Source organism: Streptomyces sp. NPDC053079 (genome assembly GCF_044546695.1).
In the GTDB taxonomy this organism is placed as follows: domain Bacteria; phylum Actinomycetota; class Actinomycetes; order Streptomycetales; family Streptomycetaceae; genus Streptomyces.
In genome coordinates, this window is record NZ_JBITZJ010000004.1 from 289,262 (window position 1) to 313,944 (window position 24,683).

General features: G+C 69.7%; 25 protein-coding genes and 1 pseudogene. 24 read left to right on the plus strand and 2 right to left on the minus strand.

Features of this window, described 5'->3' with window-relative positions; all coding sequences use genetic code 11:
- Positions 1 to 12: 12 nt before the first annotated feature.
- The 22 genes and pseudogenes from ACIGXW_RS17100 to ACIGXW_RS17205 all read left to right on the plus strand — a co-directional run.
- The gene (locus ACIGXW_RS17100; protein WP_399573728.1) at positions 13 to 324 is read left to right on the plus strand and encodes an HK97 gp10 family phage protein; all 312 of its coding nucleotides are present in this window, start codon (positions 13 to 15) and stop codon (positions 322 to 324) included.
- 2 nt (positions 325 to 326) lie between these two features.
- Positions 327 to 728, plus strand: coding sequence for a hypothetical protein (locus ACIGXW_RS17105; protein ID WP_399573729.1), 402 nt, complete (start codon positions 327 to 329; stop codon positions 726 to 728).
- 92 nt (positions 729 to 820) lie between these two features.
- On the plus strand, positions 821 to 1,486 hold the full coding sequence (locus ACIGXW_RS17110; protein WP_399573730.1) for a phage tail protein: 666 nt from the start codon (positions 821 to 823) through the stop codon (positions 1,484 to 1,486).
- Between the two features lie 51 nt (positions 1,487 to 1,537).
- The gene (locus ACIGXW_RS17115; protein WP_399573731.1) at positions 1,538 to 1,918 is read left to right on the plus strand and encodes a hypothetical protein; all 381 of its coding nucleotides are present in this window, start codon (positions 1,538 to 1,540) and stop codon (positions 1,916 to 1,918) included.
- 80 nt (positions 1,919 to 1,998) lie between these two features.
- Positions 1,999 to 2,355 (plus strand): hypothetical protein, encoded by a 357-nt coding sequence (locus tag ACIGXW_RS17120; protein ID WP_399573732.1) that lies wholly within the window; start codon positions 1,999 to 2,001, stop codon positions 2,353 to 2,355.
- A gap of 53 nt (positions 2,356 to 2,408) precedes the next feature.
- Positions 2,409 to 7,235: a hypothetical protein gene (locus tag ACIGXW_RS17125; protein ID WP_399573733.1), complete on the plus strand. Its 4,827-nt coding sequence runs from the start codon at positions 2,409 to 2,411 to the stop codon at positions 7,233 to 7,235.
- Positions 7,236 to 7,283: 48 nt separating this feature from the next.
- Positions 7,284 to 8,348, plus strand: coding sequence for a phage distal tail protein (locus ACIGXW_RS17130; RefSeq protein WP_399573734.1), 1,065 nt, complete (start codon positions 7,284 to 7,286; stop codon positions 8,346 to 8,348).
- 4 nt (positions 8,349 to 8,352) lie between these two features.
- Positions 8,353 to 9,579 carry a hypothetical protein gene (locus ACIGXW_RS17135; protein WP_399573736.1) on the plus strand — a complete coding sequence of 409 codons (1,227 nt, stop codon included), beginning with the start codon at positions 8,353 to 8,355 and terminating at the stop codon, positions 9,577 to 9,579.
- Positions 9,580 to 9,600: 21 nt separating this feature from the next.
- Positions 9,601 to 11,607, plus strand: coding sequence for a peptidoglycan-binding protein (locus tag ACIGXW_RS17140; RefSeq protein ID WP_399573737.1), 2,007 nt, complete (start codon positions 9,601 to 9,603; stop codon positions 11,605 to 11,607).
- A 64-nt stretch (positions 11,608 to 11,671) separates the two neighbouring features.
- Positions 11,672 to 11,923 (plus strand): hypothetical protein, encoded by a 252-nt coding sequence (locus ACIGXW_RS17145; protein WP_399573738.1) that lies wholly within the window; start codon positions 11,672 to 11,674, stop codon positions 11,921 to 11,923.
- A complete protein-coding gene (locus tag ACIGXW_RS17150; protein WP_399573740.1) occupies positions 11,920 to 12,186 on the plus strand; it encodes a hypothetical protein in 267 nt (88 codons plus the stop codon). The genes ACIGXW_RS17145 and ACIGXW_RS17150 overlap by 4 nt, the downstream gene beginning before the upstream one ends.
- 172 nt (positions 12,187 to 12,358) lie before the next feature.
- On the plus strand, positions 12,359 to 12,643 hold the full coding sequence (locus tag ACIGXW_RS17155) for a hypothetical protein (RefSeq protein ID WP_399573741.1): 285 nt from the start codon (positions 12,359 to 12,361) through the stop codon (positions 12,641 to 12,643).
- Positions 12,573 to 13,100, plus strand: a complete 528-nt coding sequence (locus ACIGXW_RS17160; protein WP_399573742.1) for a DUF6879 family protein — start codon at positions 12,573 to 12,575, stop codon at positions 13,098 to 13,100. Before ACIGXW_RS17155 ends, ACIGXW_RS17160 begins: the two co-directional genes overlap by 71 nt.
- A gap of 23 nt (positions 13,101 to 13,123) precedes the next feature.
- Complete coding sequence (locus ACIGXW_RS17165) at positions 13,124 to 13,969, plus strand: helix-turn-helix domain-containing protein (protein WP_399573743.1); 846 nt, start codon at positions 13,124 to 13,126, stop codon at positions 13,967 to 13,969.
- A 409-nt stretch (positions 13,970 to 14,378) separates the two neighbouring features.
- On the plus strand, positions 14,379 to 14,510 hold the full coding sequence (locus ACIGXW_RS17170; RefSeq protein WP_399573744.1) for a hypothetical protein: 132 nt from the start codon (positions 14,379 to 14,381) through the stop codon (positions 14,508 to 14,510).
- Between the two features lie 169 nt (positions 14,511 to 14,679).
- Positions 14,680 to 14,961 carry a hypothetical protein gene (locus tag ACIGXW_RS17175; RefSeq protein ID WP_399573745.1) on the plus strand — a complete coding sequence of 94 codons (282 nt, stop codon included), beginning with the start codon at positions 14,680 to 14,682 and terminating at the stop codon, positions 14,959 to 14,961.
- 503 nt (positions 14,962 to 15,464) lie between these two features.
- Positions 15,465 to 16,619, plus strand: coding sequence for a cyclophane-forming radical SAM peptide maturase AmcB (amcB, locus tag ACIGXW_RS17180; protein WP_399573746.1), 1,155 nt, complete (start codon positions 15,465 to 15,467; stop codon positions 16,617 to 16,619).
- Positions 16,616 to 16,810 (plus strand): multiple cyclophane-containing RiPP AmcA, encoded by a 195-nt coding sequence (gene amcA / locus ACIGXW_RS17185; protein ID WP_399573747.1) that lies wholly within the window; start codon positions 16,616 to 16,618, stop codon positions 16,808 to 16,810. The genes amcB and amcA overlap by 4 nt, the downstream gene beginning before the upstream one ends.
- 71 nt (positions 16,811 to 16,881) lie before the next feature.
- Complete coding sequence (locus tag ACIGXW_RS17190) at positions 16,882 to 17,568, plus strand: pentapeptide repeat-containing protein (RefSeq protein WP_399573748.1); 687 nt, start codon at positions 16,882 to 16,884, stop codon at positions 17,566 to 17,568.
- Between the two features lie 27 nt (positions 17,569 to 17,595).
- Positions 17,596 to 18,330: a hypothetical protein gene (locus tag ACIGXW_RS17195; protein WP_399573749.1), complete on the plus strand. Its 735-nt coding sequence runs from the start codon at positions 17,596 to 17,598 to the stop codon at positions 18,328 to 18,330.
- Positions 18,331 to 18,423: 93 nt separating this feature from the next.
- Positions 18,424 to 19,479 carry a biotin/lipoate A/B protein ligase family protein gene (locus ACIGXW_RS17200; protein WP_399573750.1) on the plus strand — a complete coding sequence of 352 codons (1,056 nt, stop codon included), beginning with the start codon at positions 18,424 to 18,426 and terminating at the stop codon, positions 19,477 to 19,479.
- 417 nt (positions 19,480 to 19,896) lie between these two features.
- A pseudogene (locus ACIGXW_RS17205) lies at positions 19,897 to 20,418 on the plus strand (biotin/lipoate A/B protein ligase family protein); the annotation flags it as partial.
- 38 nt (positions 20,419 to 20,456) lie between these two features.
- Here ACIGXW_RS17205 and ACIGXW_RS17210 read toward each other — a convergent pair.
- Positions 20,457 to 22,313 carry an SGNH/GDSL hydrolase family protein gene (locus ACIGXW_RS17210; protein ID WP_399574047.1) on the minus strand — a complete coding sequence of 619 codons (1,857 nt, stop codon included), beginning with the start codon at positions 22,311 to 22,313 and terminating at the stop codon, positions 20,457 to 20,459.
- Between the two features lie 148 nt (positions 22,314 to 22,461).
- Here ACIGXW_RS17210 and ACIGXW_RS17215 point away from each other — a divergent pair, with 148 nt between their 5' ends.
- A complete protein-coding gene (locus ACIGXW_RS17215) occupies positions 22,462 to 22,902 on the plus strand; it encodes a DUF6278 family protein (RefSeq protein WP_399573751.1) in 441 nt (146 codons plus the stop codon).
- A gap of 15 nt (positions 22,903 to 22,917) precedes the next feature.
- Here the strand turns inward: ACIGXW_RS17215 and ACIGXW_RS17220 are convergent, their stop codons facing one another.
- Entirely contained in the window at positions 22,918 to 23,700 is a 783-nt protein-coding gene (locus ACIGXW_RS17220) for a GntR family transcriptional regulator (protein WP_399573752.1), read from the minus strand.
- Positions 23,701 to 23,910: 210 nt separating this feature from the next.
- On the opposite strand from ACIGXW_RS17220, the gene ACIGXW_RS17225 reads away from it, so the two are divergent.
- The gene (locus ACIGXW_RS17225) at positions 23,911 to 24,654 is read left to right on the plus strand and encodes an amino acid ABC transporter ATP-binding protein (protein WP_399573753.1); all 744 of its coding nucleotides are present in this window, start codon (positions 23,911 to 23,913) and stop codon (positions 24,652 to 24,654) included.
- The last annotated feature ends 29 nt before the right edge of the window (positions 24,655 to 24,683 follow it).

The following is a 24,683-nucleotide window of genomic DNA, read 5'->3' on the forward strand; positions in this document are numbered from 1 at the left end:
GAGGAGGCTCCAATGGCCGGCGACGTGCGAGTGCGGGTGTACCGCAAGGGCGTCCGCGCGATGCTGAACACGACCATGATCGCCACCGCCATGGTTCGGGCAGGCGAGGTCATCGCCGACCGGGCCCGCGCAACCGCCCCGGTGGAAACGGGCGTCTACCGCGACTCCTTCGAGGTCTGGGCCCAGCGCGGGATGGGCGCCAAGAAGGACCGCACCGGGGCGATGGTCATCAACACCGCCCGGCACGCCGCAGCCGTCGAGTACGGCACGGGCGACACCCCCGCCCACCACACGCTGTGGCGGGCAGCAGTAAGGCGACAGTAGCCATGAACGCCCACTGGCCGGACGCCGAAGCCGCGCTCATCGCCTGGCTGCCCCGCCTCCTGGACGGAATGCGGGTGTGCACGGACACCCCCGCCAACCTCGAAACTGTCCTGCCGCTGGTGCGGCTCTACCGCAGCGGTGGCACCGATGACGGGTTCCGCCTCGATGCCGCTGTGGTGGAGGTGGACGTGTTCGCCGGCACCCGGGCCCAGGCCGTCGCCCTCGCCGCCCGCCTGCGAGCCCTGCTGCTGGAGCACCTGCCCGGCAGCACCATTTCCGCCGCCACCGGCGACGTGGTGGTCACCGCCTGCTCCACCACGGCGGCCCCGGCGGTGCGTCCCTGGACGAACCCGGCCGTGGTCAGGGTCGGCGCCACCTACTCCGTGCGCCTGCACACCCGCTGAACCCCGCCCTTTCCCCCCTTTTTCACTCCGGGCCGCTGGCCCCGCGCCCCGGAGGAGACGCCGGGTGCGCATGATTTCGCGAAGGAACTTTTTTGCTTCAGATCACGCGCTCTGCGGACCTGACGATGGTCGGTGCGACCGGCGGCGCCTGGGTCGCCCCTCTTGGCACCCCGAGCCCCGTCGGGCTGGGGACGCCCCTGGCCCCGTGGGCAGGACTCGGCGCCATCTCCGACGACGGCCTGAAATTCGGCATCGACGAGGACCACAAGGAATTCAGTCCGTGGGGCGTGACGAGTGCCTTCCGCACCCAGATCACCAAGAGCGTCAGAACGTTCGGCCTGACCCTCTGGGAGACCAACAACCCAGTGGGCAAGTCCCTCGTCTTCCGCATTCCGACGTCAGACCTGACCCCCGACAAGGACGGCATCGCCCGGTTCGCCGAGAGCGCGAGCCCCAAGCCGGACCGTCGGGCCTTCTACTTCCTGACGGTGGACGGCGACACGATGGAGGGCTTCTACGTCCCCGCCGGCGAGGTGACCGACCGCTCCGACGTCACCTATAAGAGCGAGGAAATGGCCGGCTACGACATCACCATTACGGCCTACCCGGACGCCTCCAACGTGACCGTCTACCACGCCTTCACCGCGTCGATTCCCCCCGCTGCCAATGGGGCGCCGAAGGTGTCGGACGTCATCACGCCGAAGCCGACCACCGGGCAGACGACCCCGACGCAGTCCGACTTCGCTCCCGCCGCCTAACGGCATCCACCGACCCGCTGAGCCTTTTCCCGTAAGGAAGTTGAGAAACCCATGTCCGAGACCATGATGGAAACCCCGACCGCCGGCGCCCTGACCGATGTGCCGCAGCAGACCGGCGTGGCGCCCCACCCCGCCGGCCAGGAAGTCGACGCCTCCGGCGGTTACGTGACGGCGGCGCTGGCCGGCCGCCCGGTGCGGGTCCTCCCCGCGCAGCGGTGGCGCGCCTCCCACCTGCGCGCCCTGAACTCGGGTGACCTGGATGCGTTCGCCGAAGGCGTGCTGTACGCGGACGACGTGTCCGTCTGGTACGAGGTGGACCCGACGCAGGACGAGATCGGCGCGTGGGTGCGCGAGGTGGCCGATGCGGGCGGCGAGGGCCTGGGAAAGTCCTCTGGACGTACCGCCTCCTCGCGGAGCACGGCGAAGCGGTAGAAGCGGACCTGCGCCGCTATTACCGGGCTGACCTCCTCGACCTGCACCGTGGCCGCCTGTCTTGGCGGCAGGTGCGGGTGATGGTGGAGCACCTGCCGCCGGAGTCGGCGGTCATGACCGCACTGCGCAACACGGCCCCGGACGGGGCCCTGGACGAACGAGCTGCGGGCAGCGATCCGGCCTCGGGCCGGTGGTCGCAGTCAGACATGCTCCTCGCCCAGCTCATCGACGCTGTCCGCCAGTTGTCCCACTGCTACGTGGTGGCGAACACGGACAGCAAGGCCCGCAAGAAGATCACGCCACCGGAGCCGGTGGCGCGTCCCGGCATCCCCCGCACCGGCCAAGCCCCCGTGCGGGGACGGATGAGCGGTGCGGCGGCCGAGGCCCTGTGGCAGATCATGCGCGGCACCACGCCCGCGCCAGCACAACCGACGTAGCACGGCGGCCCGCCCCATAGCGGCTGGTCCCCCGAGAGATAAGGGGGCCGCCGGTGGGCACGCTGATCGGCTCGGTCGAGGTCAAGGTCATCCCCAATGTTCAGGGGATCCGCGCCCAGCTAGCGGCCGACCTTGCCCAGCCCTCCCGGCAGGCCGGCGAGGAGGCCGGACGGCTGGCCGGCCGGGCGTTCGCCGGCGCGATGCGCGGCTATGCCGACGACGGCGCCCGCATCGGCGCGAGCCTCGGCCGGGCCATCGCCTCCGCACTGTCCCCCGCCATCCGCAACGCGATCCCGGGCGCGGTCCGCGCCGGCGGCCGGGCTGCCCAGGGCAGTGCCGCACGTGCGGGCGAGGAGACCGGTGGGGCGTTCGCCCGCACGGTCCGCGCACGCCTCGAAGCCGCCTTCCGCACCCTGCCGAACATCACGGTCGGCGCGGACACGGCCGAGGCGGACGCCGACCTCCAGGCGCTGCGGGTGCGCATGGAGGCGCTGGCGGGCAAGACCGTCGGCATCGACCTCGACGCCGCCACGGCGCGCGCCGAGGTCGACGAGATCGAAGCCGAGCTGACCCGGCTCGGCGCTGCCCATCCCGACGTCACGGTGCGGGCGGACACCGCCGCCGCCCGCGTCCAGCTCGCCGCCGTCCGCGAGGAGATCGACCGGATCACGGCCGTCCCGGGGCGCGTGCGGCTGGAGACGGACGGGACCTTCGGGGCCCGCCTGCGGGCCCAGGTGCAGGCGGCGCAGGCGGCGTTGCCCGAGATCAACGTCAACGCCGACACGACGCCGGCGCGGGCGGAGCTGGCGGCGCTGCGCGCGCAGCTCGCCACGCTCGCCGAGGCCCGGATCGGTATCGACGTCGAGGCCGGGGCGGCGCTGGCGCAGGTTGAGATGGTGCAGGCGCGGTTGTCCGCGCTGTCCGCCGCCGACGCCGACATCGACGTGCGGGTGGACGCCGCTGCGGCGTCCTCCGCTCTGGCTGCCGTCCGGGCTCAGGTCGATGCCCTCGACGGCAAGAACATCGACTTCAACACCCGCCCCGCCCTCCTGGGCACCTGGGCCCTGTCCGCCGCGCTGGCCGGGCTTGCCGCCGTACCGGCGGTTCAGGTCGTGGCCGCGCAGGTCGGGGGACTGGCCGCCGCCACCCTGACGGCGGCCGGCGGCTTCGCCGTTCTGGCCGCCGTCGCCGCCCCGGCCCTCGCCGGTATCGTCCAGGCGCTCCAGGCCAAGAAGGCCGCCGAGGACGCCGCCGCCACCGCGACCGGCAACGGCGCCGCCGTGGCTGCGCAGGCCGCGCAGCGTGCCCGGCAGCAGGAAGAGGCCGTCCGGGCCCTGGCAGCAGCGCAGCGGCAGGGCGCGGAGCAGGTGGAGGCCGCGCGACGGCAGGTGACCGCCGCCGAAGAGGGCGTGGTCCGGGCCGAGGAGCAGTTGGCCCGTGCGCAGGACGACGCCCGTCGTGCGCAGGAGGCGTTGACCGCCGCCCGCGCGGACGCCGCCCGCCAGCTCGAAGACCTCGGCAACCGCCTCGCGGATGCCGCACTGTCGGAGCGGGCGGCCGTCCTGCACCTCACCCAGGCCCGCGAGGACCTGGCCAAGACCGCCGCGGACCCGCGCGCCGGCGCACTCGAGCGGGAGCGCGCCCAGCTCGACTACGACCAGGCTCTCCAGCGGCTCAAGGAACAGCAGCTCGCCCACCGCCGCCTTGCCTCCGACGTCCGCCGGGCGAACGAGGCCGGCGTCGAGGGGAGCGAGCAGGTACGGCGGGCGCACGATGCCCTCACGCAGTCCCAGCAGCGCGTCAGTGACCAGGCCCGCACGGTCGCTGACGCGCAAGGCCGGGTGGCGGACGCCGTCCGCGCGGTGGGGAAAGCCCAGCAGCAGGCGGCCGAGCAGGTTGCCACCGCCCAGCGCCGCGTTGCCGACGCGCAGCGCGAGAGCGCGCAGACGGCGACGGCCGCCCAGACGGCAGCCTCGAAGTACCAGCGGGCGTTGGATGCCCTCACGCCTAGCGCCCGCGCCACGTTCGACGCGTTCGTGGCGCTCAAGGGCGCCGTTAAGGACTGGTCGAGGGAGCTTCAGCCCGAGGTCATGCCGCTGTTCACCCGCGCCCTGGACGGTGCGCGGGCCTCCCTGCCGGCCTTCACGCCGCTGGTCAAGAGTGCGGCTGCGGGTGCGCGGGAGCTGTGGGACGCCACGTCCCGGGACATGCGGACGCCATTTTGGCACCGCTTCCGCGACGACCTGACCGGCGCCGTCCGCCCGGCCATCGTCGGCGTCGGCACGGCCGCCGGCTACATGGCCAAGGGCGTGGCCGGCGCCTTCGACGCCGCCCTCCCGCACACCGAAGCCTTCACCGGCTCGCTGGTGCGCGGGGCGAAACGTTTCGCCGACTGGGGCACCGGCCTGCGGGACAACCCCGCCTTCGCCGCGTTCCTGGCCCGGATCCGTGAGAACGGCCCCGTCGTCGGGGAGCTGCTCGGCAACATCGCCGCCGCCCTCGGCAACGTCGCCACGGCGCTAGCGCCGATCTCGCACGTCACGCTGCCGGTCGTCAGTGACCTGGCCCGCCTCGTCGCTGCGGTGCCGCCCGGGGTGCTGGAGGCGATCGGCGTCGCGCTGATCAGCATCAGCCTCGGCCTGCGCGCTGTCGCCCTGGCGGAATGGCTGGTCAACACCGCCACGGGCGCGCTCGCCGTGCTGATACAGGCGACGCCGATCGGCTGGACAGCCGACGTGATCGCCCTGGTGATCGCTGCCGTCGTCGCCCTCGGCGTCGGCCTCTACTACGCCTACCAGCGCTTCGGCTGGTTCCGCGACGCGGTAACCGCCTGCTGGGACGCGATCAAGACGGCGTCCCTGTTCGTCTGGAACGCGGTCCTCCAGCCGCTGTTCCGGTGGCTCGCTGCCGTCGTCATGACGCAGGTCGCCCCTGCGTTCCTCTGGCTCTGGCACAACGCCCTCGAACCCTTCTTCAACTGGGTCGCCAGCACAGGCCAGTTGATATGGGCCACCTATCTTCGGCCCGCCCTTTCGTGGCTTGCCGCCTTCATCATGACGGCGGTCGCGCCGGCGGTCATGTGGCTGTGGCTGAACGCCGTCCAGCCCGCATTTCTGGGGATAGGAGCCGTGGTTGGCGCCGTCTGGAACGGCGCACTGAAACCCCTTTTTTTGGCCTTCTGGTCGTTTATCGTTCAAACACTCGGGCCGGTCGTTGTCGACTTCGCCCAGGCGATCGTCTGGCCGATGTTCCAGTTCATCGGCCAAGTGATCGCCACGGTTTGGGTGTCGGTCATCCAACCGGCACTGCAAGCGCTCTGGTCGTTCACGAAGAACATCCTCGCCCCGGTGATCGTGTGGCTGTTCAGCGCGATCGTGCGGCCCACGTTCCAACTGATCGGCGCCGCGATCGAGTTCGCGTGGGACAACGTCATCCGACCGTCCGTCGCCGCGTTCGTCTGGTTCTTCAAGAACGTCCTCGGCCCCGCCGTCGAGTGGCTGTACTACGACGTGGTCAAGCCCGCCTGGCGGGGCATCGGCGGCGTCATCGAATGGGGCTGGGACAACGCGATCAAGCCCGCTTTCGACGCCCTGAAGGTCGGAATCGACCTGGTCGGCAAGGCATTCGCCGCCGCCAAGGACGCCGTAGCCATCTCGTGGCACAAAATCCAGGACGCCACAAAGGGGCCGGTCAATTTCGTGATCGGCACCGTCTGGAACGAGGGCGTTCTCGATATCTGGAACACCCTGACGGGCTGGATTCCCGGCATCGGCGACAAGCTCAAAATGGAAAAGCTGCCACTCCTGGAATCCGGCGGCCCGCTGCCCGTAAGGCCCGGCGTCTTCAACAAGCCCACCGCGATTGTGGGTGAAGGAAATCCCCGCTGGCCCGAGTTCGTGATCCCCACCGATCCCAAGTACCGCGGGCGGGCGCTGGGCCTGCTCCAGGCTGCCGGCACGCAGATGCTCGCCCGCGGCGGCGTCATCGGCTCCGCCCTCGGCTGGGGGCGCGACGCCGCAGGTAAGGCGTGGGACTGGGGCAGCGACAAGGCTACGAAAGCCTGGCGCGGCGTGTCCGGCGCGGCCGACATGCTGGCCCACCCGGGCGAAGCCATGGACAAGCTGCTGAAGCCGGTATTCAGCGACCTCGACGCCATGAACAAGGCCAAGTGGTCGCAGATGATCCGCAGCGTTTTCACGACGCCGGTCACCGGCCTGAAAGACACCGTCGTGGACTACGTGAAGGGCTTCCTCTCGGCCGGCGGAAGCCCGCGATCGGGCGGGGACGCCGGCGGCAGCGGGGTTACCCGGTGGACGCCACAGGTCCTCACCGCCCTTTCCATGCTCGGCCAGCCCGCCTCATGGCTGGACACCGTTCTTCGCCGCATGAATGACGAATCCGGCGGCAACCCAGGCATCGTCAACACGTGGGATGTCAACTGGCAGGACGGCACCCCAAGCGTGGGCTTGATGCAGGTAATCGGCCCCACCTTTGACGCCTACGCAGGCCCTTTCAGAAACACCGGTCCTTTCCTGTACGGCACGTCAATTGACCCGTTGGCCAACATATATTCCGGCCTCAACTATGCCGTGCACAGGTACGGTTCGCTTTCCGCGCTCGATCGCCCTGGCGGCTACGACAGCGGCGGCTATCTGCCTCCCGGCCTGTCCCTCGTCTACAACGGCTTGGGGCGTCCCGAGCCGGTGTTCACGCCGACCCAGTGGGACATGATTGCCAATGCCCAGGGGTTCAACGGAGCACCGCCGAAGGAGACCAGCGGCGGTGACGGAGCCGTGATTCATCTGCACGCCGTTCCCGGAATCCCCACCGAAGAGCAGATCGTGAGCGCGCTCCGCTTCGCTGACGCCCTCTACGCCTAATCCAACCCCCTGCGCCGTGCGGCGCGAGAGAGTAAAGGGGGCTGGATTGTGCGTGCCCTTGCGGAGCTGAATTCCCCATCGGCCGTGGTCACCTTCTCGGGAGAAGGGGACAACGGGGCGGCCGGCGGCCCGATCGAGGACGTTCCGCCCCGGGTCACCCTGACCACGGCCGGCGGGGCGGAATTCCTGCTGACGGCTGACCTGTCACAGGCGGGTGCGTGCATCGCCATCCTGCCGGGCCCCACGGGGATGGACGCCCCGCCGTGGCAGGCCACCGTCTCCGAGTACGTCGGCCTCGATGGCGGCCAAGTCGTCAAGACCCGTGCGGCCACCCGCCGGATCAACCTGCCCCTGCTGCTGTGGGCCCGCTCCCGGCCGGAGCTGTTGACGCTTCGCCGTCGACTGATCGCCGCCGTCATGGCAGGCCCCGCGATACTGCGGGTTGCCGAGGCCGACGGATCCGCCCGCACCATCGGCGTCCACTACATGGGCGGCCTGGAAGGCGACGAGGGAAGCGACAACGCCGGGCTGGCCTACGCCCGCTACGGCCTCCAGCTCGTCGCCCCCGATCCGTACTGGTACGGCCCCCTGCGCACGGCCACCTTCCGCGTGCGCGGCGGCACCCCCCACTTCCTCTCCCGCCTCCCCGCCCCCGCCGGAAGCAGCGGTGACGGTGACGGGGGAGAGACAGAGTTCTTCCCGCTTCGGATCGGCGCGAGCGTCATCGGGGAGAGCGGGGTGCCCATCGACGTCACGTCGGACACCGACGTGTGGCCGGTCTGGCGGATCACCGGACCCCTCGGCACCCAGGACGCCGGACAGCCCGCCGTGCCCGTCCGCATCGCGAACACCACCACCGGCCAGACCCTGGCCCTGAACTACGCCGTCCCGGCCGGCGCCACCGTCGTCATCGACACCCGCCCCGGGATCAAGACGGTCTACCGCGAGACCCCGGAGGGCGGGCAGGGCGAGAACCTGTGGCCGTCCGTGAGCGGGGCCGCCGCCCTGTGGCCCCTGCTGCCCGGCACCAACCAGCTCGTCGTCACCGCCGCCGGGGCGGACGACCGGTCCGCCGTGACCCTGTCCTACCAGCCCAGACACTACGGAGCCTGACCCCGTGCGGCGCTACCGCGTCGATGTCCGTGACACCGCCCTCCGGCGGATCGGCCAGATCGACGCCTACACCAACCTCGACGTCATCGTGCGACACCTCGACGTCGGCACCTGGTCCCTCACCCTGCCCGCAGCCCACCCCCAAGCCCGGCTGCTGACCACCGGACAGGGCGTGATCATCTGGCCCGAAGGCTCCACCGGCGTGGACGCTGCGGAGGGCCGGCGGGAGCCGTTGCTGAGCGGGCCGGTCGCCAAGGTCCGGCACGACTGGTCGAACAGCACCGGCACCGACGGCACCCTCACCTTCACCGGCACCTGCGACAACGCCGCCCTGGCCGAACGCCTCGCCTTCCCCGACCCCGCCCGCGCCCCCGACACGGGCAACGGCCGCTACAGCGTCGACTACTGGACCCGCCAGGGCCCGGCCGCCGACATCGTCCGCGAACTGGTCGCCACAAACCTCGGCGAGCACGCGCTACCCGGTCGGCGCGTCCCCGGCCTCGACACCACCCCACCGCCCGGCACCGCGACCGGGGCGGCCGCCTCGGCGCGGCTGCGCTTCGACACCGTCCTGTCGGCCGTACAGACCCTCGCCACCGGCGCCGGCCTGGCGGTCCGCATCGTCCACCCCGACCCCACCGTGCCGCGCCTGGCCCTGACCGTCGCCCCGGTGCGGGACCGCTCCCGCGAAGTACGCCTGTCCCCCCAGCTCGGCAACCTGGCCGCCTACGCCTACGAGCTGACCGCGCCGAAGGCAACCCGGGCCGTCGTGGCCGCCCAGGGCAAGGGAGCGGACCGCTTCTTCTGGCAGTGGACCACACCGGAGGCAGAGCGCGACTGGGCCCGCAGCGCAGAAACGTTCGTGGACCAGCGCGACACCCCCGTACCCGCCCGCCTTGACGCCACGGACCCGCAGTTCGCGGCGCTCGCCGAGGCCGCCAGCCGCGCGCTGGAGCAGGGCGGCCAGCAGGCGGAGTTGTCTCTGTCGCCCATCGACACACCGCAGATGACCTACGGCCTCCACTACCGCGTCGGCGACACCGTGACCGTCACCACCGTCGGCGGCACGGACCTCGCCTATCCGGTGCGGGAGGTCCACATCACCGACACCGCCGACACCTCCACCGTGCAGGCCACCGTGGGCACCGCCAGCGCGACGAAGACCCCCGCCCTGTACGGGCAGGTACGGCGCCTGTGGCAGGCAGTCCACCAGCTCAACACCCGACACTGACCCCCTTCCGGAGGCTTCGGCTTGCCCGAGTACTTCTATCCCTTCGACTCCGGCCCTGGGACCACGGTCACGTCCGCCCAGTGGTCGCACATGACGTCGATGTGGCAGACCGACGGCGTCCGCGCCCCCCGCGCCGGCGAGCCGGACCCCCTGGGCGCATCGGTCACCGGGCAGGACATGACCCTCACCCTCGCCCCCGGCCACGCCACCGTGCAGGGCCACCACTACCACGCCGACGCCACACAGAACGTCGTGGTGGGACCGAACACCGGGACCGCCCCACGGATCGACCGGATCACCGTCCGCCTGGACCGCACCGCCCAGCGCATCCAGATCGCCTACCTGACCGGCACACCCGGCGCCAAGCCCCTGCCGCCGACCCTCTCCCAGGGCCAGGACGGCATCGTGGACGTACCCCTTGCGCGCATCACCGTCGCCCCGCAGGCCGGAGCCATCAAGACGTCCGACGTTGTTGACGAGCGCGTGTTCGCGCTGACGCAGGCGGTGTACGCGAATGCGGGGGCGCGCGAGGTGGCCCCCGATATGCCGGTACCCGGCAAGATCGCCTACCTCCAGGACGAACAGCGCCTGGAACTTCGTACCGAGTCCGCGTGGGTGCCGCTGTCCCCGGGCCCGTGGAACCCGCTGCCGCTGCCCCATGACGTCAAGGCTCACGGCGGCTCCCCGAGCTGGCGCATCGTGAACGGGAGCGTCGAGCTGTCCGGCAGCGTCGAGCGCAAGGACGGCCGCGACTTCAACCCCGCGGACTCCTGGCTCCTGGCCACCCTCCCGCCGGCCGCCCAGCCCCACTACATGCGCTCGTTCATATGCGCGACCTCCCGCAACGACAACACGAACAACAGCATCCGGGTCGACGTCACGTCGAACAGCGATCCCTACCCGGGCCAGCTACAGGCCATGGTCCTGTCCCCCGTGAAGTGGATCTATCTGGACGCCATCAAATTCGCGGTGGACACAAGCCCCCCGCCACCCCGCAACGGCGGCTGGGACGAGATCTCCAAGGCCGCCTACGAGGCGGCGTCCAAGGCGGTGCAGGAAGCGTCGCGATGGGCGCAGGAAGCAGCCCGTAAGGCAGCCGAGGAGGCCGCCAACAGCGGCAAACCACCGCCTGATTCAGGCTCCGATAAAGAACCAACAGACAAGGACTCCATGCCCGTCGCACGTAACGTGATCAGCATCGCCCGCCGGGAAGTCGGCTACCACGAGGGCCGATCCGATGGCCACTGGAACAACCAGGAAAAGTACGCACCCGAGGTGCCCGGCCTCGAATGGGCCCAGGGCCAGGCGTGGTGCCACGTCTTCGTGAGCTGGGCCTTCCAGACCGCCGGCATGAAGTCCCTCGCCCCCGTCACCGCCTCCTGCGCCACCGGTGTCGACTGGTTCAAGCAGCGAGGCCGTTGGAGCGACTACCCCGTGGTGGGTGGCGTCGTCTACTACGGCGACGGCGGCGGTGAACACGTCGGCATCTGCGTGGCCTACACGGACGACACGATCACGACCGTGGAAGGCAACACCAACGACAACGGGTCGTCGGAGGGCGACGGGGTCTATCTGCGAACCCGCCCCCGCAAGAGCGACCGCATTTACGGCTACGGCATACCCGCCTACCCCGAAGGCGTCGTCCTCGCCGACCCCGCCCGCAAGGGACAGAAGGGCGTCGTCTTCTTCGCCAACCAGGCCGACGAACGCGACATCCCCACCGCCCGGTCCGCGGCCAGCAGCAGCGGGAGCGGTGGCGACACCGGCACGGGGTTCGAGCCATTCCCGGGCGAAGCCTTCTTCAAGAGCGCGCCGAACAGCCCGATCATCACCGCCATGGGCCGCCGCCTGGTCGAAGAGGGCTGCGGCGCCTACGAGCAAGGGCCCGGCCCCCAGTGGACCGACGCCGACCGCGAATCGGTCCGCCGCTGGCAGAAGAAGTTGGGCAACTCGCCCGAATACTGCGACGGCTGGTTCGGCCCGAAGCAGTGGGCCGCACTGAAGGTCCCGCAGGTCACCGGCAAGTGAGCACGGCCACCGTCACGGCACCCGCTACCGACACCTGACGCCGTTCAACGAAAGGCGAACCCTCTTGACCGACGCCGCCCGGCGCACCATCCGCACCACCGTGCAGACCGCCGTCTCGCTGGCCGCACTCCTGCCCGTCATCCTCGACGCCTCGGGCATCCCCGCCACCCTCCCATGGGTGGCCGGCGCGCTCGCCGTCGCCGCCGGCCTGACTCGGATCATGACCATCCCCAGCGTGCAGGCCCTCATGCCAGCCTGGCTCCGCACCCACCCGCGGGCGTCCCTCCCCACTGATGATCACGAGGGCAGTGCGTGACCAATCCCGCCCCGGCCGACGCGGCAGCCGTCGCGCTGGAACTCGAGCGGCTCCGGGGAACCATGGAGGCGGGTTTCGCCCGCGTCGACGGTGCCCTCGCCCTGCTAGTCCAACGCAGCGACCAGAGCGACCGGCAGCTAGCCGACCACGACAAACGACTCGATGCCCTCGAACGCAACCGCTGGCCCCTCGCCAGCCTCGCAGCGATCATCAGCCTCGTGACGTTGGCTCTCTCCATCTGGCAGGCGACCCCCGCCCAGTGAGATCACACCCCCGCATCGGCCACACGGCCGGCGCGGGGGCGTTTCGTCATTGCTGCTCAACAGTGCAACAAGCGAGTGCAACTAGCATGAATGTGCGGCCCACTTGACACCTCTTGCATGGATTGACGATTGTCATGCACGACAGTGCAACGCCCTCGGTGTGGAGGTCACAGTGGCACTAGAGTTCATCGGCATTGACCCCAGTACCAACGATGGCAACTGCCCAGCCGTCTGGGTGGATAAGGCGAACGCTGACCTGCTGTTTCAGGGATGGAAGCCGGACGAGGAGACCGAAGAGGAGTGCCAGGCGCACAGCCCTCTTCCCGACCATGAAGGCATAGTCCGGGTACCGGTACGGATGGTGTCGATCATCAGGAAGGCGTGTGATGACGCAGAACGACGTGCCCAGCTTCTCGGAGCTGCTGACCTCGGCGAAGCGCTCGGCGATTCACCTTGAGATGCGCGACCTGTACGCCGTCGAACAAGAGCAGGAAGCGTTCGAGGCGTGGAAGGCCGGGCACCGGCTGAAGGTCGAGGATCGCGCATCGTGGTGGCGTCCCTGGCTCGACCTGGTCCAAGAGACGGTCCGGCGAGGCGTGGTCATGCGACGTGCTCGGGTCGTCTCCGAGCCGGTGACGGACTACATCCGGTACGAGCACAGTGGCACGTTCACCAACGTCGCTGCTGGCGAACTGGTGCGGTGGCTACCTCGTCGCCAGACCTTCGACCTTGCTCTCCCTGGAGTCGACTTTTGGCTGATCGATGATCGGATCGTGAGGTTCAACCACTTCAGCGGCGACGGTGTGGACACTGAACCCCAGGTCTCTCAGGATCCGGACGTCATCAAGCTGTGCGCTACAGCGTTCGAAGCTGTCTGGGACCGCGGGATCCCCCACGAGCAGTACCAGATCTGAGCCGCGCGTCCGACAGCCAGCCCATGCCCATCTCCCCCTCCTCCAGCGCCCAAGCGGCACGCGAGGCCGTCGCCGGCCGCCTCCGTGACATCAGGAAGGACGCGGGGCTTACAGGGCATGAGCTGGCTGCGCGCGCTGGCTGGCACGCTTCCAAATCGTCGCGCATCGAAAACGCCAGAACCCCACCGTCGGACGACGACGTCAGGACCTGGTGCCGGGTTTGTGGTGCGGACGATCAAGCAGACGATCTCATTGCGGCGAACCGCTCCGCCGACTCCATGTACGTGCAGTGGAAGAGGCTCCAGCGAACCGGGAGCCGCAGGCTGCAAGAGTCGCGCGTTCCGCTCTACGAGAGCACCCAACAGTTCCGCGTCTACTGCTCCAACGTCATCCCCGGACTACTCCAAACCGAGGCCTACGCCACAGCCCTGTTCGCTCTGATCAGCAGGGCGCAAGGAACCCCCGACGACTCGGCCGAAGCAGCCGCTGCCCGCGTCGCACGGTCCAGGGTGATCCACAGAGGAGAACACCGCTTCGCGCTCCTCGTGGAGGAGTCCACTCTTCGCTACCGGATCGGTGACGCCGAGACGATGGCAGGTCAACTGGGTTACCTGCTGACGGTCATGTCGCTCCCTTCCGTATCCCTCGGCGTGATCCCCTTCTCGGCCCCGCGCACCATGTGGACCCTTGAGACGTTCATGATCTTTGATCAGGAGCAGGTGCAGGTGGAGCTGCTGACAGCCGCCGTCAACATTCGCGCCCCTGGTGAGATCGAGCAGTATGCACAGGCGTTCGCAGAACTCAGTGAGCTGGCCGTGTACGGTCGGCATGCACGCAACCTGATCACAGGCGCGATTGATGCCCTCTAGCAACCCGCGTGCAATTCTGTAGAAGATCGTTGAGGCTGGCCGCCTCACCCTCCTACGTTCGAGCGCATGACGACGCTGCCGACCAACCAGCCCGCGCTACCTGACTGGGTCAAGTTGGGCGTGCGGGTTCTCGACAAAGAGGGCCGGGTTGGGATCGTCCACGGAATCGGTGACCCCGTCCGCTTCGGCCGTGACTCGCCATCCAACTGCGTCTGGCTTCTCCCGCCCAGGGGCGGGATCGAGTGGCGTGTTGCGATTGGCGAGATCAAGAGATGCGAAGAGGAGGCGCCAGCCGGTGACAACGGAGATTCCAGTCCCCTGCGGGATGAAGAAGGTCCGTGTTCCGCCGGATCGAGTCAGGGAGGGCGACTGGGTTCTCCTCAACGGTGCGTGGCGGAGGGTGATGGACATGCGCCGCCAGGAGCACGGCCGGGTGCTGATTTTCAAGGACCTCCCGCCCAAGACGGTGAACGCCCCGGTCGACGTGGCCCGGCAGGACCCTTACGACCATCCGGGGCGGAACGGGGCGGGCATGCGGTGAGCGATCCCGCCCAAGGGAAACGCGGGCCTCAGCGGACCCCCCGCACCTCGACCGAGGATCACTGCACCCGCCGGGCCTTCGTGGTTCGGCAGAGTGGTGTCATCGAAGTGCCGACGTCTTATTGGTCGCGCCAGCCAGCCCGCCCGGCCCGGCGGGAAGCGAGTGCACCATGAGCACCACCGCCCTGGTGAGCACCCAGGAGACCATCAAGGGGGCCCGCGGCCTCCGAGCCATCTGGCGCTTCGTCCTGCACCGCATCGTCGTTCACGCCGACACCATCACTTATGGCGCCCAGTGCCTGAAGTGTGATTGGACCGTGCAGCGGGATGACGATGAGGCCATGCACCTGGCGTGCATGCGTCATACCGGCCGCTTTCCCGACCACACCGCGTTTTGGACTTACTGCCGTTCCATGGCTTACGTCCAGCCCGTCGAGGGAGGCCAGCGGTGAACGTCAAGGCAGAACGCCCGGACCTGGCCGTGGCTTATCGATACGTGGTGACCGCACCCCACGGCTCCGGGCCGGGCTGCAAGTACGTCGCCCCGGCCGGCACGCCAGGACCATCCTGCCGCACCTGCCGCCTACTGGACGCCGACCTCGCCAAGGCCATCAGGAGCGGTGACGCAGCGGCTGAGACACGGACCGCTCGGCATCGGGCAGCCCACTGGTCGAGCATGCACCGGACGGTCCAGTGGTGAGCCGGTACCGGCCCCGGGGCGGTCCTGAAACCATGCTGTGCCCGCATGGCGGGCACAGTCTCAAACCGTTCCACGCGGGTGTGTACCGGTGCGACGAGCACGGCGTGACGGTCATCCGCAAGCCCCCGTGGCCCCTGCCCGTCCCGGTGGGACGGGCAGGGGCCACGGCGCCCTGAAGAGGAACGGACTTGGATTCCTGACGGAGGCGGCCGGCAGTCCACAGTGACGGTGCGGTCGCGGAAGAGGAGGGGTTCTATGACACAACGCTGCGGTAGCCGGCCGCACCACCGGTACGGCCATTGGTTCGCGCGGAAGCCACAGACCGTCGTGGTCCAGCCCACGAGCTTCTGCAACATGGGCTGCTTCTACTGCTACTTGCGGGACAAGGGCTTGAAGAACAACATGTTGCCCGCGACCGCCGCAGCCGTGGCGGAGTCCCTTGCCGGCCTTGCCGACGCCAGCCATCCGATAGGTCTCGTCTGGCACGGCGGGGAGCCTCTGACGGTGGGGACGGAGAAGTTCTCCGCTCTGCTCGCTCCGTTCGAGGGCCTGCGTCTGGACGGCCGGATGCATCACTACGTCCAGACCAACGCCACCCTGATTGCGCCTGGCTGGTGCGATCTGCTGGAGGAGTTCGAGTTCCGGGTGGGCGTGAGCATCGATGGGCCGGCTGCCCTGAACACCCAGCGTGTAGACCTCCGGGGACGGCCTGCCTTCAAACGGATCATGCGGGGTGTTGATCTCCTACGGGAACGCAATATCCCGTTCTCGGTGATCGCGGTGGTGGGGCGGGAGGGTATCGATCAACCGGAAGAGCTGCTGGACTTCGTCGCCACGCTGGGCTGCCACTCGGTGGGCTTCAACATCGAGGAGACCGAAGGCGTCAACATCGAGCGCCGCCCGCCCAGCCGCGATCAGGCCGAGGAGTTCTGGCGGCGGGTCCTGTCGTGGTCACGCGAGAACAGCGGCCCGGCGATACGCGAACTGGAGCGGATCTCCGAATACCTCAGCCTTGTCCGCAGCGGGCAGAAGAGCGACTGGGACAACCGCCTCCTCGACCCCATCCCCACCGTGACCTGGAACGGTGACGTCGTGTTGTTATCGCCGGAACTGGCGGACACCAGCGATGCCGCTTACGGCGACTTCCTCGCCGGGAACGTACGGGAGAAGACCATCGCGCAGATGCTGAGGGAAGCTCCCCGCCTGCGCTACATCCGCGAGTTCTTGACCGGCCTGGAGCGTTGCCAGGCCGAGTGCGAGTTCTTCGACTTCTGCCGGGGCGCCCAGGCTGGAAACCGCTACTTCGAGAACGGCCGCCTGTCGAGCACCGAAACGAACTACTGCCGTGTTTCCCGGCAAGCCCTGGTAATGGCCCTGTCCACCACTGCGAAGAAGGAGCAAATGGCATGACCTTACTGGAGCAGCTCACGGCCACCGACGCACCCGTGGTGCGTGAGCTGGTCGCCGCGTTCGGCCGGCCGCAGAACGGGCAGATCCATGCCAAGTTCGACAACCGCCCTACCTGGGACAACTGGGCAAAAGAGCCGCCGGTGACCTTCAACAACCAGCCGACCTGGGACAACTGGAACAAGAAGAAGTAGACCGCTCCTCCCGGTGGCACGCCTGCGCGGACGCTGGCGTGCCACCGGCTGACATCGTGAAGGAAGAGCGCATGGAACCGCGCAAGGTACGCCGTGTGAGCGTGACCCTGCCCGCCCTGGACGAGCCGGGTCTGTACCTGTCGAGCATCCAGTCACTCGAAAGCGGCCGGGGCAGAGTCGCAGAGTTCCAGTACACCGACAAGGATCTCCGGGACATGGACCTCGCCGGCACCCACCTGCTGGACGGCCGAATCCAGCGCGTGAGGACCCAGCGCGCCCGGTTCCACGAGGTGCGTGCTGATTCAGTGCACTTCTCAGACTGTGACCTCTCCTCGCTGAAATGGTCGGACAGCAGGCTCTCCCGCGTCACGTTCAGCAACTGCAAGCTCATGGGGGCGCTCCTGGAAGACGTGGCCCTGGACAACGTGCTCTTCGAGAACTGCAAGTTCGACTACGCCACTCTCGACCGAGTCCGCGCCACTGGCCCGGTGATCTTCTCGAAGTGCACCCTGCGGGAGATGAGCGTCCGGGCCTGCGACCTCGGCTCGGTGGCCTTCGAAGCGTGTGACCTGCGGCTCGCCGAGTTCGAGGGCGGCCAGTACCGCGACTGCGACCTTCGGGGCAATGACCTGAGCGCGCTGCGGGGAACGGCCGCGCTCAAGAAAGTACTCATCGACCGTGCCCAGGTCGCCCAACTGGCCGATGCGCTGGCGGCCGAGCTGGAGGTCACCTACGGCGAAGACCTCGACGACGAATGACCCCCGCCTAGGACGAGAGGGACAAATATGGCAGTGAGCTTGCTGTTCGGCCAGGGCGGAAGCCTCCGGGAGCGGTGCGAGATCGGGTCCGTCCGGCTGAGCCACGGCGAGACGGACTACGACGAAGGGGCGGTCGTGCCCGCCGGTGACTGGCGGCCACTGAACCCGCGGGAAGCCCGGTGGTTCGAGGCTGAGCCCGGCACCCCCGACGGCACGCTGATCGAATTGGTACGCCAGCCCCTGCCGGTCATGCGAACGGAAGAGGCACCGGACCTCCACACCACCGCCGCCGACCTCTATCCGTTCGCTGACCGCTGGCCTGCCGATTTCCTGGGCTGTGTCACGAATCCCGGAGAGGCGTGCACCACGACTGAAGACCCCACCACCGGACGACGCCTCGGCCTCCACGTCGATAACTGGGACCGCCTCCCCTACGGCGTCCGTGGCGACGGCCGCCGCCGGCTCTGCCTGAACCTAGGCCCCGGCATCCGCTACTTCCTCCTCGGAGACCGGGACATCGAAGAGATCTACCGACTCGTTCGCCCCGACCCGGAACACCGCTACCCGCACACGGACGACGTGAGGCGATACGTCACCCAGGGGCGGCCGCTGCAATGCCTGCGCGTCCGCCTGGAGCCCGGGGACGGCTACCTCGCTCCCACCGAGCTGCTGCCCCATGACGGCTCCACCCTGGGCGGAGAACAGCCCTCCACTGCCGCCTTCTGGCTAGGCCGGTGGCCAAGGGGTGCCGGCACGCCCTGACCACCTACGGCCGGTGGCGCGTCACCCCAACACGTACGGTGGCTGTATCCGCCACTGGGACCGGCCCAGAGGCCAGTTTCGGGAGGGTGCACAGTGCACGGGGAGTACAAGGTGCCGGGCGGCAAGCTGGTCGTCGTGGACTTGGACGTGGTGGACGGAGCGCTCCGCGACGTGCGGGTGGCGGGGGACTTCTTCCTCGAACCGGACGAGGCGCTGTTCGACATCAACCGGGCGCTCGAGGGGGCCAACGCCGACCTGCCGGCTCCGGAGCTCGCCGCCCGCATCGATGCGGCGCTGCCCGAGGGCACGGTCATGTTCGGCCTCACCTCCGAGGCCGTGGGCGTCGCCGTGCGCCGGGCGCTCGCGAACGCCACCGACTGGCACGACTACGACTGGCAGCTCATCCACACCGGGCCCCAGTCCCCCGCCCTGCACATGGCACTCGACGAGGTCCTTACTGCGGAGGTCGCCGCCGGCCGCCGGGCGCCGACGCTGCGGGTCTGGGAATGGGAATCGCCAGCCGTGATCATCGGTAGCTTCCAGTCGCTGCGCAACGAAGTGGACATGGAGTCCGCGGAGCGCCATGGCATGACGGTCGTCCGGCGTATCAGTGGAGGGGGAGCTATGTTTGTAGAGCCCCTGAGTACGATCACCTACTCGCTCTACGTACCGGACTCCCTCGTCCAAGGACTGTCGTTCGCGGACAGCTACGCCTATCTCGATGACTGGGTGCTGGCCGCCCTCGGGGACATGGGCATCAAAGCCTGGTACCAGCCGCTGAACGACATCGCCACCGACGCCGGGAAGATCGCCGGAGCCGCGCAAAAACGAATGGTCGGCGAGAACGGTGCGGTACTGCACCACGTGACCATGGCCTACGACATGGACGCCGACAAGATGCTCGACGTGCTGCGCATCGGCAAAGAGAAGCTGTCCGACAAGGGCACCAAGAGCGCCAAGAAGCGGGTCGACCCGCTCCGCCGGCAGACCGGTCTTCCGCGTGCCGATGTCATTGATCGCATGATCGCATCCTTCCGGAACCGTTACGGCTGCTCGGTTGGCGAGGTGACCGAGCAGGAGCTGAGCCGTGCGCAAGAACTGGCGAAGACCAAGTTCAGCTCTCAGGAGTGGACCGCCCGGGTTCCATAGGTCACAGCCAATCCTGATCTTGGCCATTAAGGTCTCGATCATGGAATTGGGTGAATACCGGCGCGTGGGGGATCGCCCTCCCCCCACGCCGATCGAGCGTCCGGACAACGCGACTCGCTTCTTAGCGAATACCCTCGCGAACGTTGCGGCCTGGCGAGCCGCAGAAGCTGCCCAGGCCCCCTGCGAGGGTGCCGCCTCGGAACTCGCGGTGAGGTTCACTCCGAAGGAGTTCGAGCACGTGGTGCGGCTCCTCGCGGAGGACGGAGGCCCTGCCTCGATGGCCGTTCTCCAGGCCCTCAGCAACGAGGACGAAGAGCGGATCGGTGACGTTTCCGCAGGTGAGTGGGTGTCTAGGCCCGCTCCGAGCCTCCGCTGACCCGGGCTCGATGATCGTCGTAGTGTACTGTCGCTACGACCTTCATCGAGCCCGGCAACACCATCACGTACTCCCTGTGCGTCCCGGACGCCCTGGTGCAGGGGCTGTCCTTCGCCGACAGCTACGCCTACCTGGACGACTGGGTGCTGGGCGCGCTGGAGGGGATGGGCGTCAAGGCCTGGTACCAGCCGCTGAACGACATCGCCACGGACGCCGGCAAGATCGCGGGGGCGGCGCAGAAGCGCATGGTCACCGGCGACGGCGCCGTGCTGCACCACGTGACGATGGCGTACGACATCGACGCGGACAAGATGCTCGACGTGCTGCGCATCGGCAAGGAGAAGCTGTCCGACAAGGGCACCACGAGCGCGAAGAAGCGCGTCGACCCGCTGCGCCGCCAGACCGGCCTGCCGCGTTCGGCCGTCATCGAGAAGATGATCGAGTCCTTCCGGGGCCGCTACGGCCTGGCCCGGGGCTCGGTCACCGCCGAGGAGCTGGCGCGGGCCGAGGAACTGGCAGCGACGAAGTTCGCCTCGGCTGAATGGACGGCGCGGGTGCCGTAGCCCCGTCCCCCGGGGGACGGAGGCGGGGAACGACGGGCTCAGATCAGCTTCCGCAGGTCGATGGCGTCGCTGAACGCCTTCATGCCCGCGTCGTTGGGGTGCAGGTGGTCGCCGCCGTCGAAGCGCGGCAGCATGCGGTCGGGGTGGCGGGGGTCGCGGATGGCGGCGTCGAAGTCGAAGACCGCGTCGTAGACGCCCGTGGCCGTCCGGATGTGGCGGTTGATCGCGACGCGCTGGGCCTCGGCCTCCGCCGTGCAGTCGAAGAAGCCGCCGCACGGTGCGATGGTGGCGGCCGCGACGCGCATGCCCCGCTCGTGGGCGAGTGCCGCCATCCTCTTCAGGGCGCCGATGACCTCGTCCGCCGTGGTGCCGGCGCGGATGTCGTTGACGCCCTCGAAGAAGACGACGGTACGGGCGGAGGTCTGGGCCAGGACGTCGCGCTCCAGCCGGTGCTCGGCGCTGACCCCGCTCTTGATGGTGCTGGTCCCGGCGCCCGGATAGCGGTCGGTCACCACGCGGTTGCCGGAGATGCCGTGGTTGAGGACGCCGAGGCGGGGCACCGTGTGCTGGCCGAGCAGCCGCCGGGACAGCAGGTCGGGCCAGCGTCCGTTCGCCCCCGGCGTGGCGCGCTCGCCGTCGGTGATGGAGTCGCCGAGGGCGACGACCGAGCCGGACCCGCCGGCGACGTCCACGCCGGTCAGCAGCGGCCAGCCCTCCAGCTTCTCGCCGAACGCGGCCGAGCCCCGGTCGCCGGTGCGGTCGCCGGCGCCGTCGGCGCTCAGGTAGGAGACCTGGTTGCTGTAGCTGTGCACGGGCAGGGCCCGTACCGTCTGCGGCAGATGGATGCTGACCAGCAGGTTGGTGTCGGGCGGCACCCGGAAGCCCACCGGGTCGCTGAACTGCTGGGCGCCGGCGGGGATCTCGGCGCCGGCGCGGCCGCCGAAGGCCAGCGGCACGGGCCGGCCGGCCGTCGCCGCGCCGCTGCCCTGGACCGCGACGGTGGCGTGCCCGATGCGGACCGTGCGCTGGGCGAAGGTGTTCTCCAGCCGGATGCGGGTGCGCGGTCCGCCCGCGCTGCTGTGCACGATCAGCCGCAGTGTCCGGTCGGTCCACGGGCCCACGGCGGCGTACCCGGAGGTGGACGTCCCCCAGCTGCCGGTCCACCCGTTCGAGGGAGGCCGCACGGCGAGGGAGAAGACGTGCAGTTCACCGGCGTACCCCTGGCGTTCGGGCAGCACGACGGAGGACAGCTCCCGGCCCCGGGCCAGTGGCACCGTCACCACGTACAGGCGGGTGGTCTCGGTGCGCTGGCCGCCGCCGGTGTTGCGGTGGGGCAGGCCCACGGCCTTGGTGGTGAGCGGGCCGTGGCGCCAGTCGGGCGCCCGCAGGTGGTAACGGGTCCGCGAGCCGTCGCGGTAGCGGACGTAGCCGGTGCCGCCGGCGACGTCGGCCGCGGGTCCCGGGGAGCTGCCGGCCACCAGGAAGGAGAGGGCGTCCCCGCGTCCGCCCAGCCGCACGGCCTGGCCGTCGGCCCGGACGTTGTCGGGCCGGCCGGGCCGGGAGTCGGGCCAGCGCAGCGGGGCGCCGTCGATGGGCAGGAGGCGGCCGGGGGTCCAGCCGGCGGCCGTCAGGTCCTGGGCGGAGAAGGAGCCGCCCTGGCCGTCGAAGTCGGCCTCCTCGGGGCGGGCGTCGTCGCTGACCGCCCGGTTGTCGAAGAGCCGCTCCAGGGGGAGCGGCTCTGCGGCGGGTGCGGTGTCGGCGTGGGCCGGGACGCCGGCGAGGACGAGGGCGCAGACGGCCCCCGTGGCGACGGCGCCCGCGGCCAGGGCCCGGGCGAGGGCCGTCGGTCTGTGCCGTCCCGCGACGGGCACTGTGAGCTTCGATGTCCGGAGCATGCGTGTCATGCCTCCCAGCGTTCCCCGCTCTGCACGTGGCGGGATGAAGCTAGGGAGACGCCAGGGGAACGTCAAGGAGGCCGACCGGCCACGTCGGGCGCAGCGCGCCTGTGGTGGGGCCATCCGTATGAGTGAGATCCTGTCCAGTATGAACATTCCCTTCTTGGACAGCTGGCGCAAGCGGCACGGTCCTGCGCACGGGGTGGCGCTGCCCGAGGCGGCCGACCGGGGACCGGAGGGTCTGGCCGAGCTGTTGTCGGAGTGCGAACTGCTGCGTGCGCACGCACAGTCGGCAGGGGTCGCACTCGATGACTCGCCGTCGTCCCTGGAGGCGCTGGACCAGCTGCAGCCGCGCTGGCGGGAGGACCCGGAACTGGTGCCCTGGCTCGGTAACGACGCGGGGCTGTATCTGGGCACGGTCATCGTGCGCACGGTCACGGGCGCGGGCTGGTGGATCTGGCCGGACGGGCAGCCGGTGGTGCGGCTGGCCAGCGGCCGGGAGATCGATGTGGTCGAGGCGGGGCAGGCGTGGGCGGCGGACGGCGCCCCGGAGCTGTCCCAGCTCTACGCGGAGGTCGCGGAGAACTGACCCCGGGGCGGTGCGTCAGCTGGTGAACGCGATCGTGTACTCCAGCCGCCAGCGGTCCGCGCGGACGACGATGTCGGAGGTCTCCACGGCCCGGTCGTCGCCGTCGAAGTGCGTGCGTTCGACGACGGTGACGCACTGCCCGGCCGTGCAGCCGAGCGCCTCGGCCTCGGGGGTGGTGGCCGGGCGGGAGCCGACGAGCTCGCGGGCGCGCACGACGCGGATGCCGATGGCGGCCAGGCGGCCGCGCACGCCGCGCCGGGCGTAGGGGCCGCGCTCGGGGAGGGCCACGTCGGTGCCCTCGGTGATGGTCAGCGGCTCCCAGCTGGTGGCGAGCTGCACGGGGTGGCGGTTGGCCAGGTATTCGTACTGGGTGCACAGCACCGGCTCGCCGGCGGTGATGCCCAGCCGTTCGGCGACGGACGCCGGGGCGGGGGTCTCGCTGGAGGACGCCTCCCAGGTCAGCGCCGTGTCGCGGGTGGCGGGCGCGGTGGGGTGGGGCGTGCCGCCGTAGTCGCGGATCTTCGCGGCGAAGGGCGAGTCGACGGCGCCGGTGGAGCGCAGCAGCGTGCCGAGCGGCGCCCGGTCGGTGACGAAGACGCCCCGGCCGAACTGGCCCTGGGCGTAGCCGGCGGCCTTCAGGACGCGGACCGCGCGGTCCACGGTCTGGTCGCTGGCCTCGTAGGCGCTTTTGAGTTCGGAGCGGGAGGGGATGCGGTCGCCGACCGCCAGGGCCCCCTCGTCGATCCGTTGCCGCAGGTCGTCCGCGATGCGCAGGTATACGGGCCTGCTGTCGCCCACACCGGGCTCCCTTCCCCCTGGAGCTTCCCCCCGTCCGCCACCCACAGGCTAGGTACCCAGGCTGGGTCTGTGTACCTAGGGCAAATGGCCGCCATCGCACCCCCTATCCGGCCCAATCCCGGTCTGTACGCGTGTCGCCGGTGAAGTGCCCTTTTGATGTGGATAGTTTGCGGCGACTGCGAGTCAGCCGAGAGTGGGTAGGGCGCTGGTATGGCCGTCGATCCCTTGATCGAACTGCGGGATGTCAACAAGCACTACGGCACGCTGCACGTGCTGCAGGACATCAACCTCACCGTCGGCCGCGGGGAGGTGGTGGTGGTCATCGGCCCCTCCGGATCCGGCAAGTCCACGCTGTGCCGGGCCATCAACCGGCTCGAACCCGTGGAGTCCGGCACGATCCTGCTCGACGGGCGGCCGCTGCCGGAGGAGGGCCGGGAGCTGGCCAGGCTGCGCGCCGAGGTCGGCATGGTCTTCCAGTCGTTCAACCTCTTCGCCCACAAGACGGTGCTCGCCAATGTCTCTCTGGCCCAGGTCAAGGTCCGCAAGCGCGGCAAGGACGAGGCCGACCGGCACTCGCGGGAGCTGCTGGAGCGGGTGGGGCTGCTCGCCCACGCCGAGAAGTACCCGGCGCAGCTGTCCGGCGGCCAGCAGCAGCGCGTGGCCATCGCCCGCGCGCTGGCCATGAACCCCAAGGCGCTCCTCTTCGACGAGCCCACCTCCGCCCTCGACCCCGAGATGATCAACGAGGTGCTGGAGGTCATGCAGCAGCTCGCCCGCGACGGCATGACGATGGTCGTCGTCACCCACGAGATGGGCTTCGCCCGCTCCGCCGCCAACCGCGTGGTGTTCATGGCGGACGGCCGCATCGTCGAGGACCGCACCCCCGAGGAGTTCTTCACGGCCCCCGAGAGCGAGCGGGCCAAGGACTTCCTGTCCAAGATCCTCAAGCACTGAGCGGGGACGGCGTGCAGATCAGACGCGTG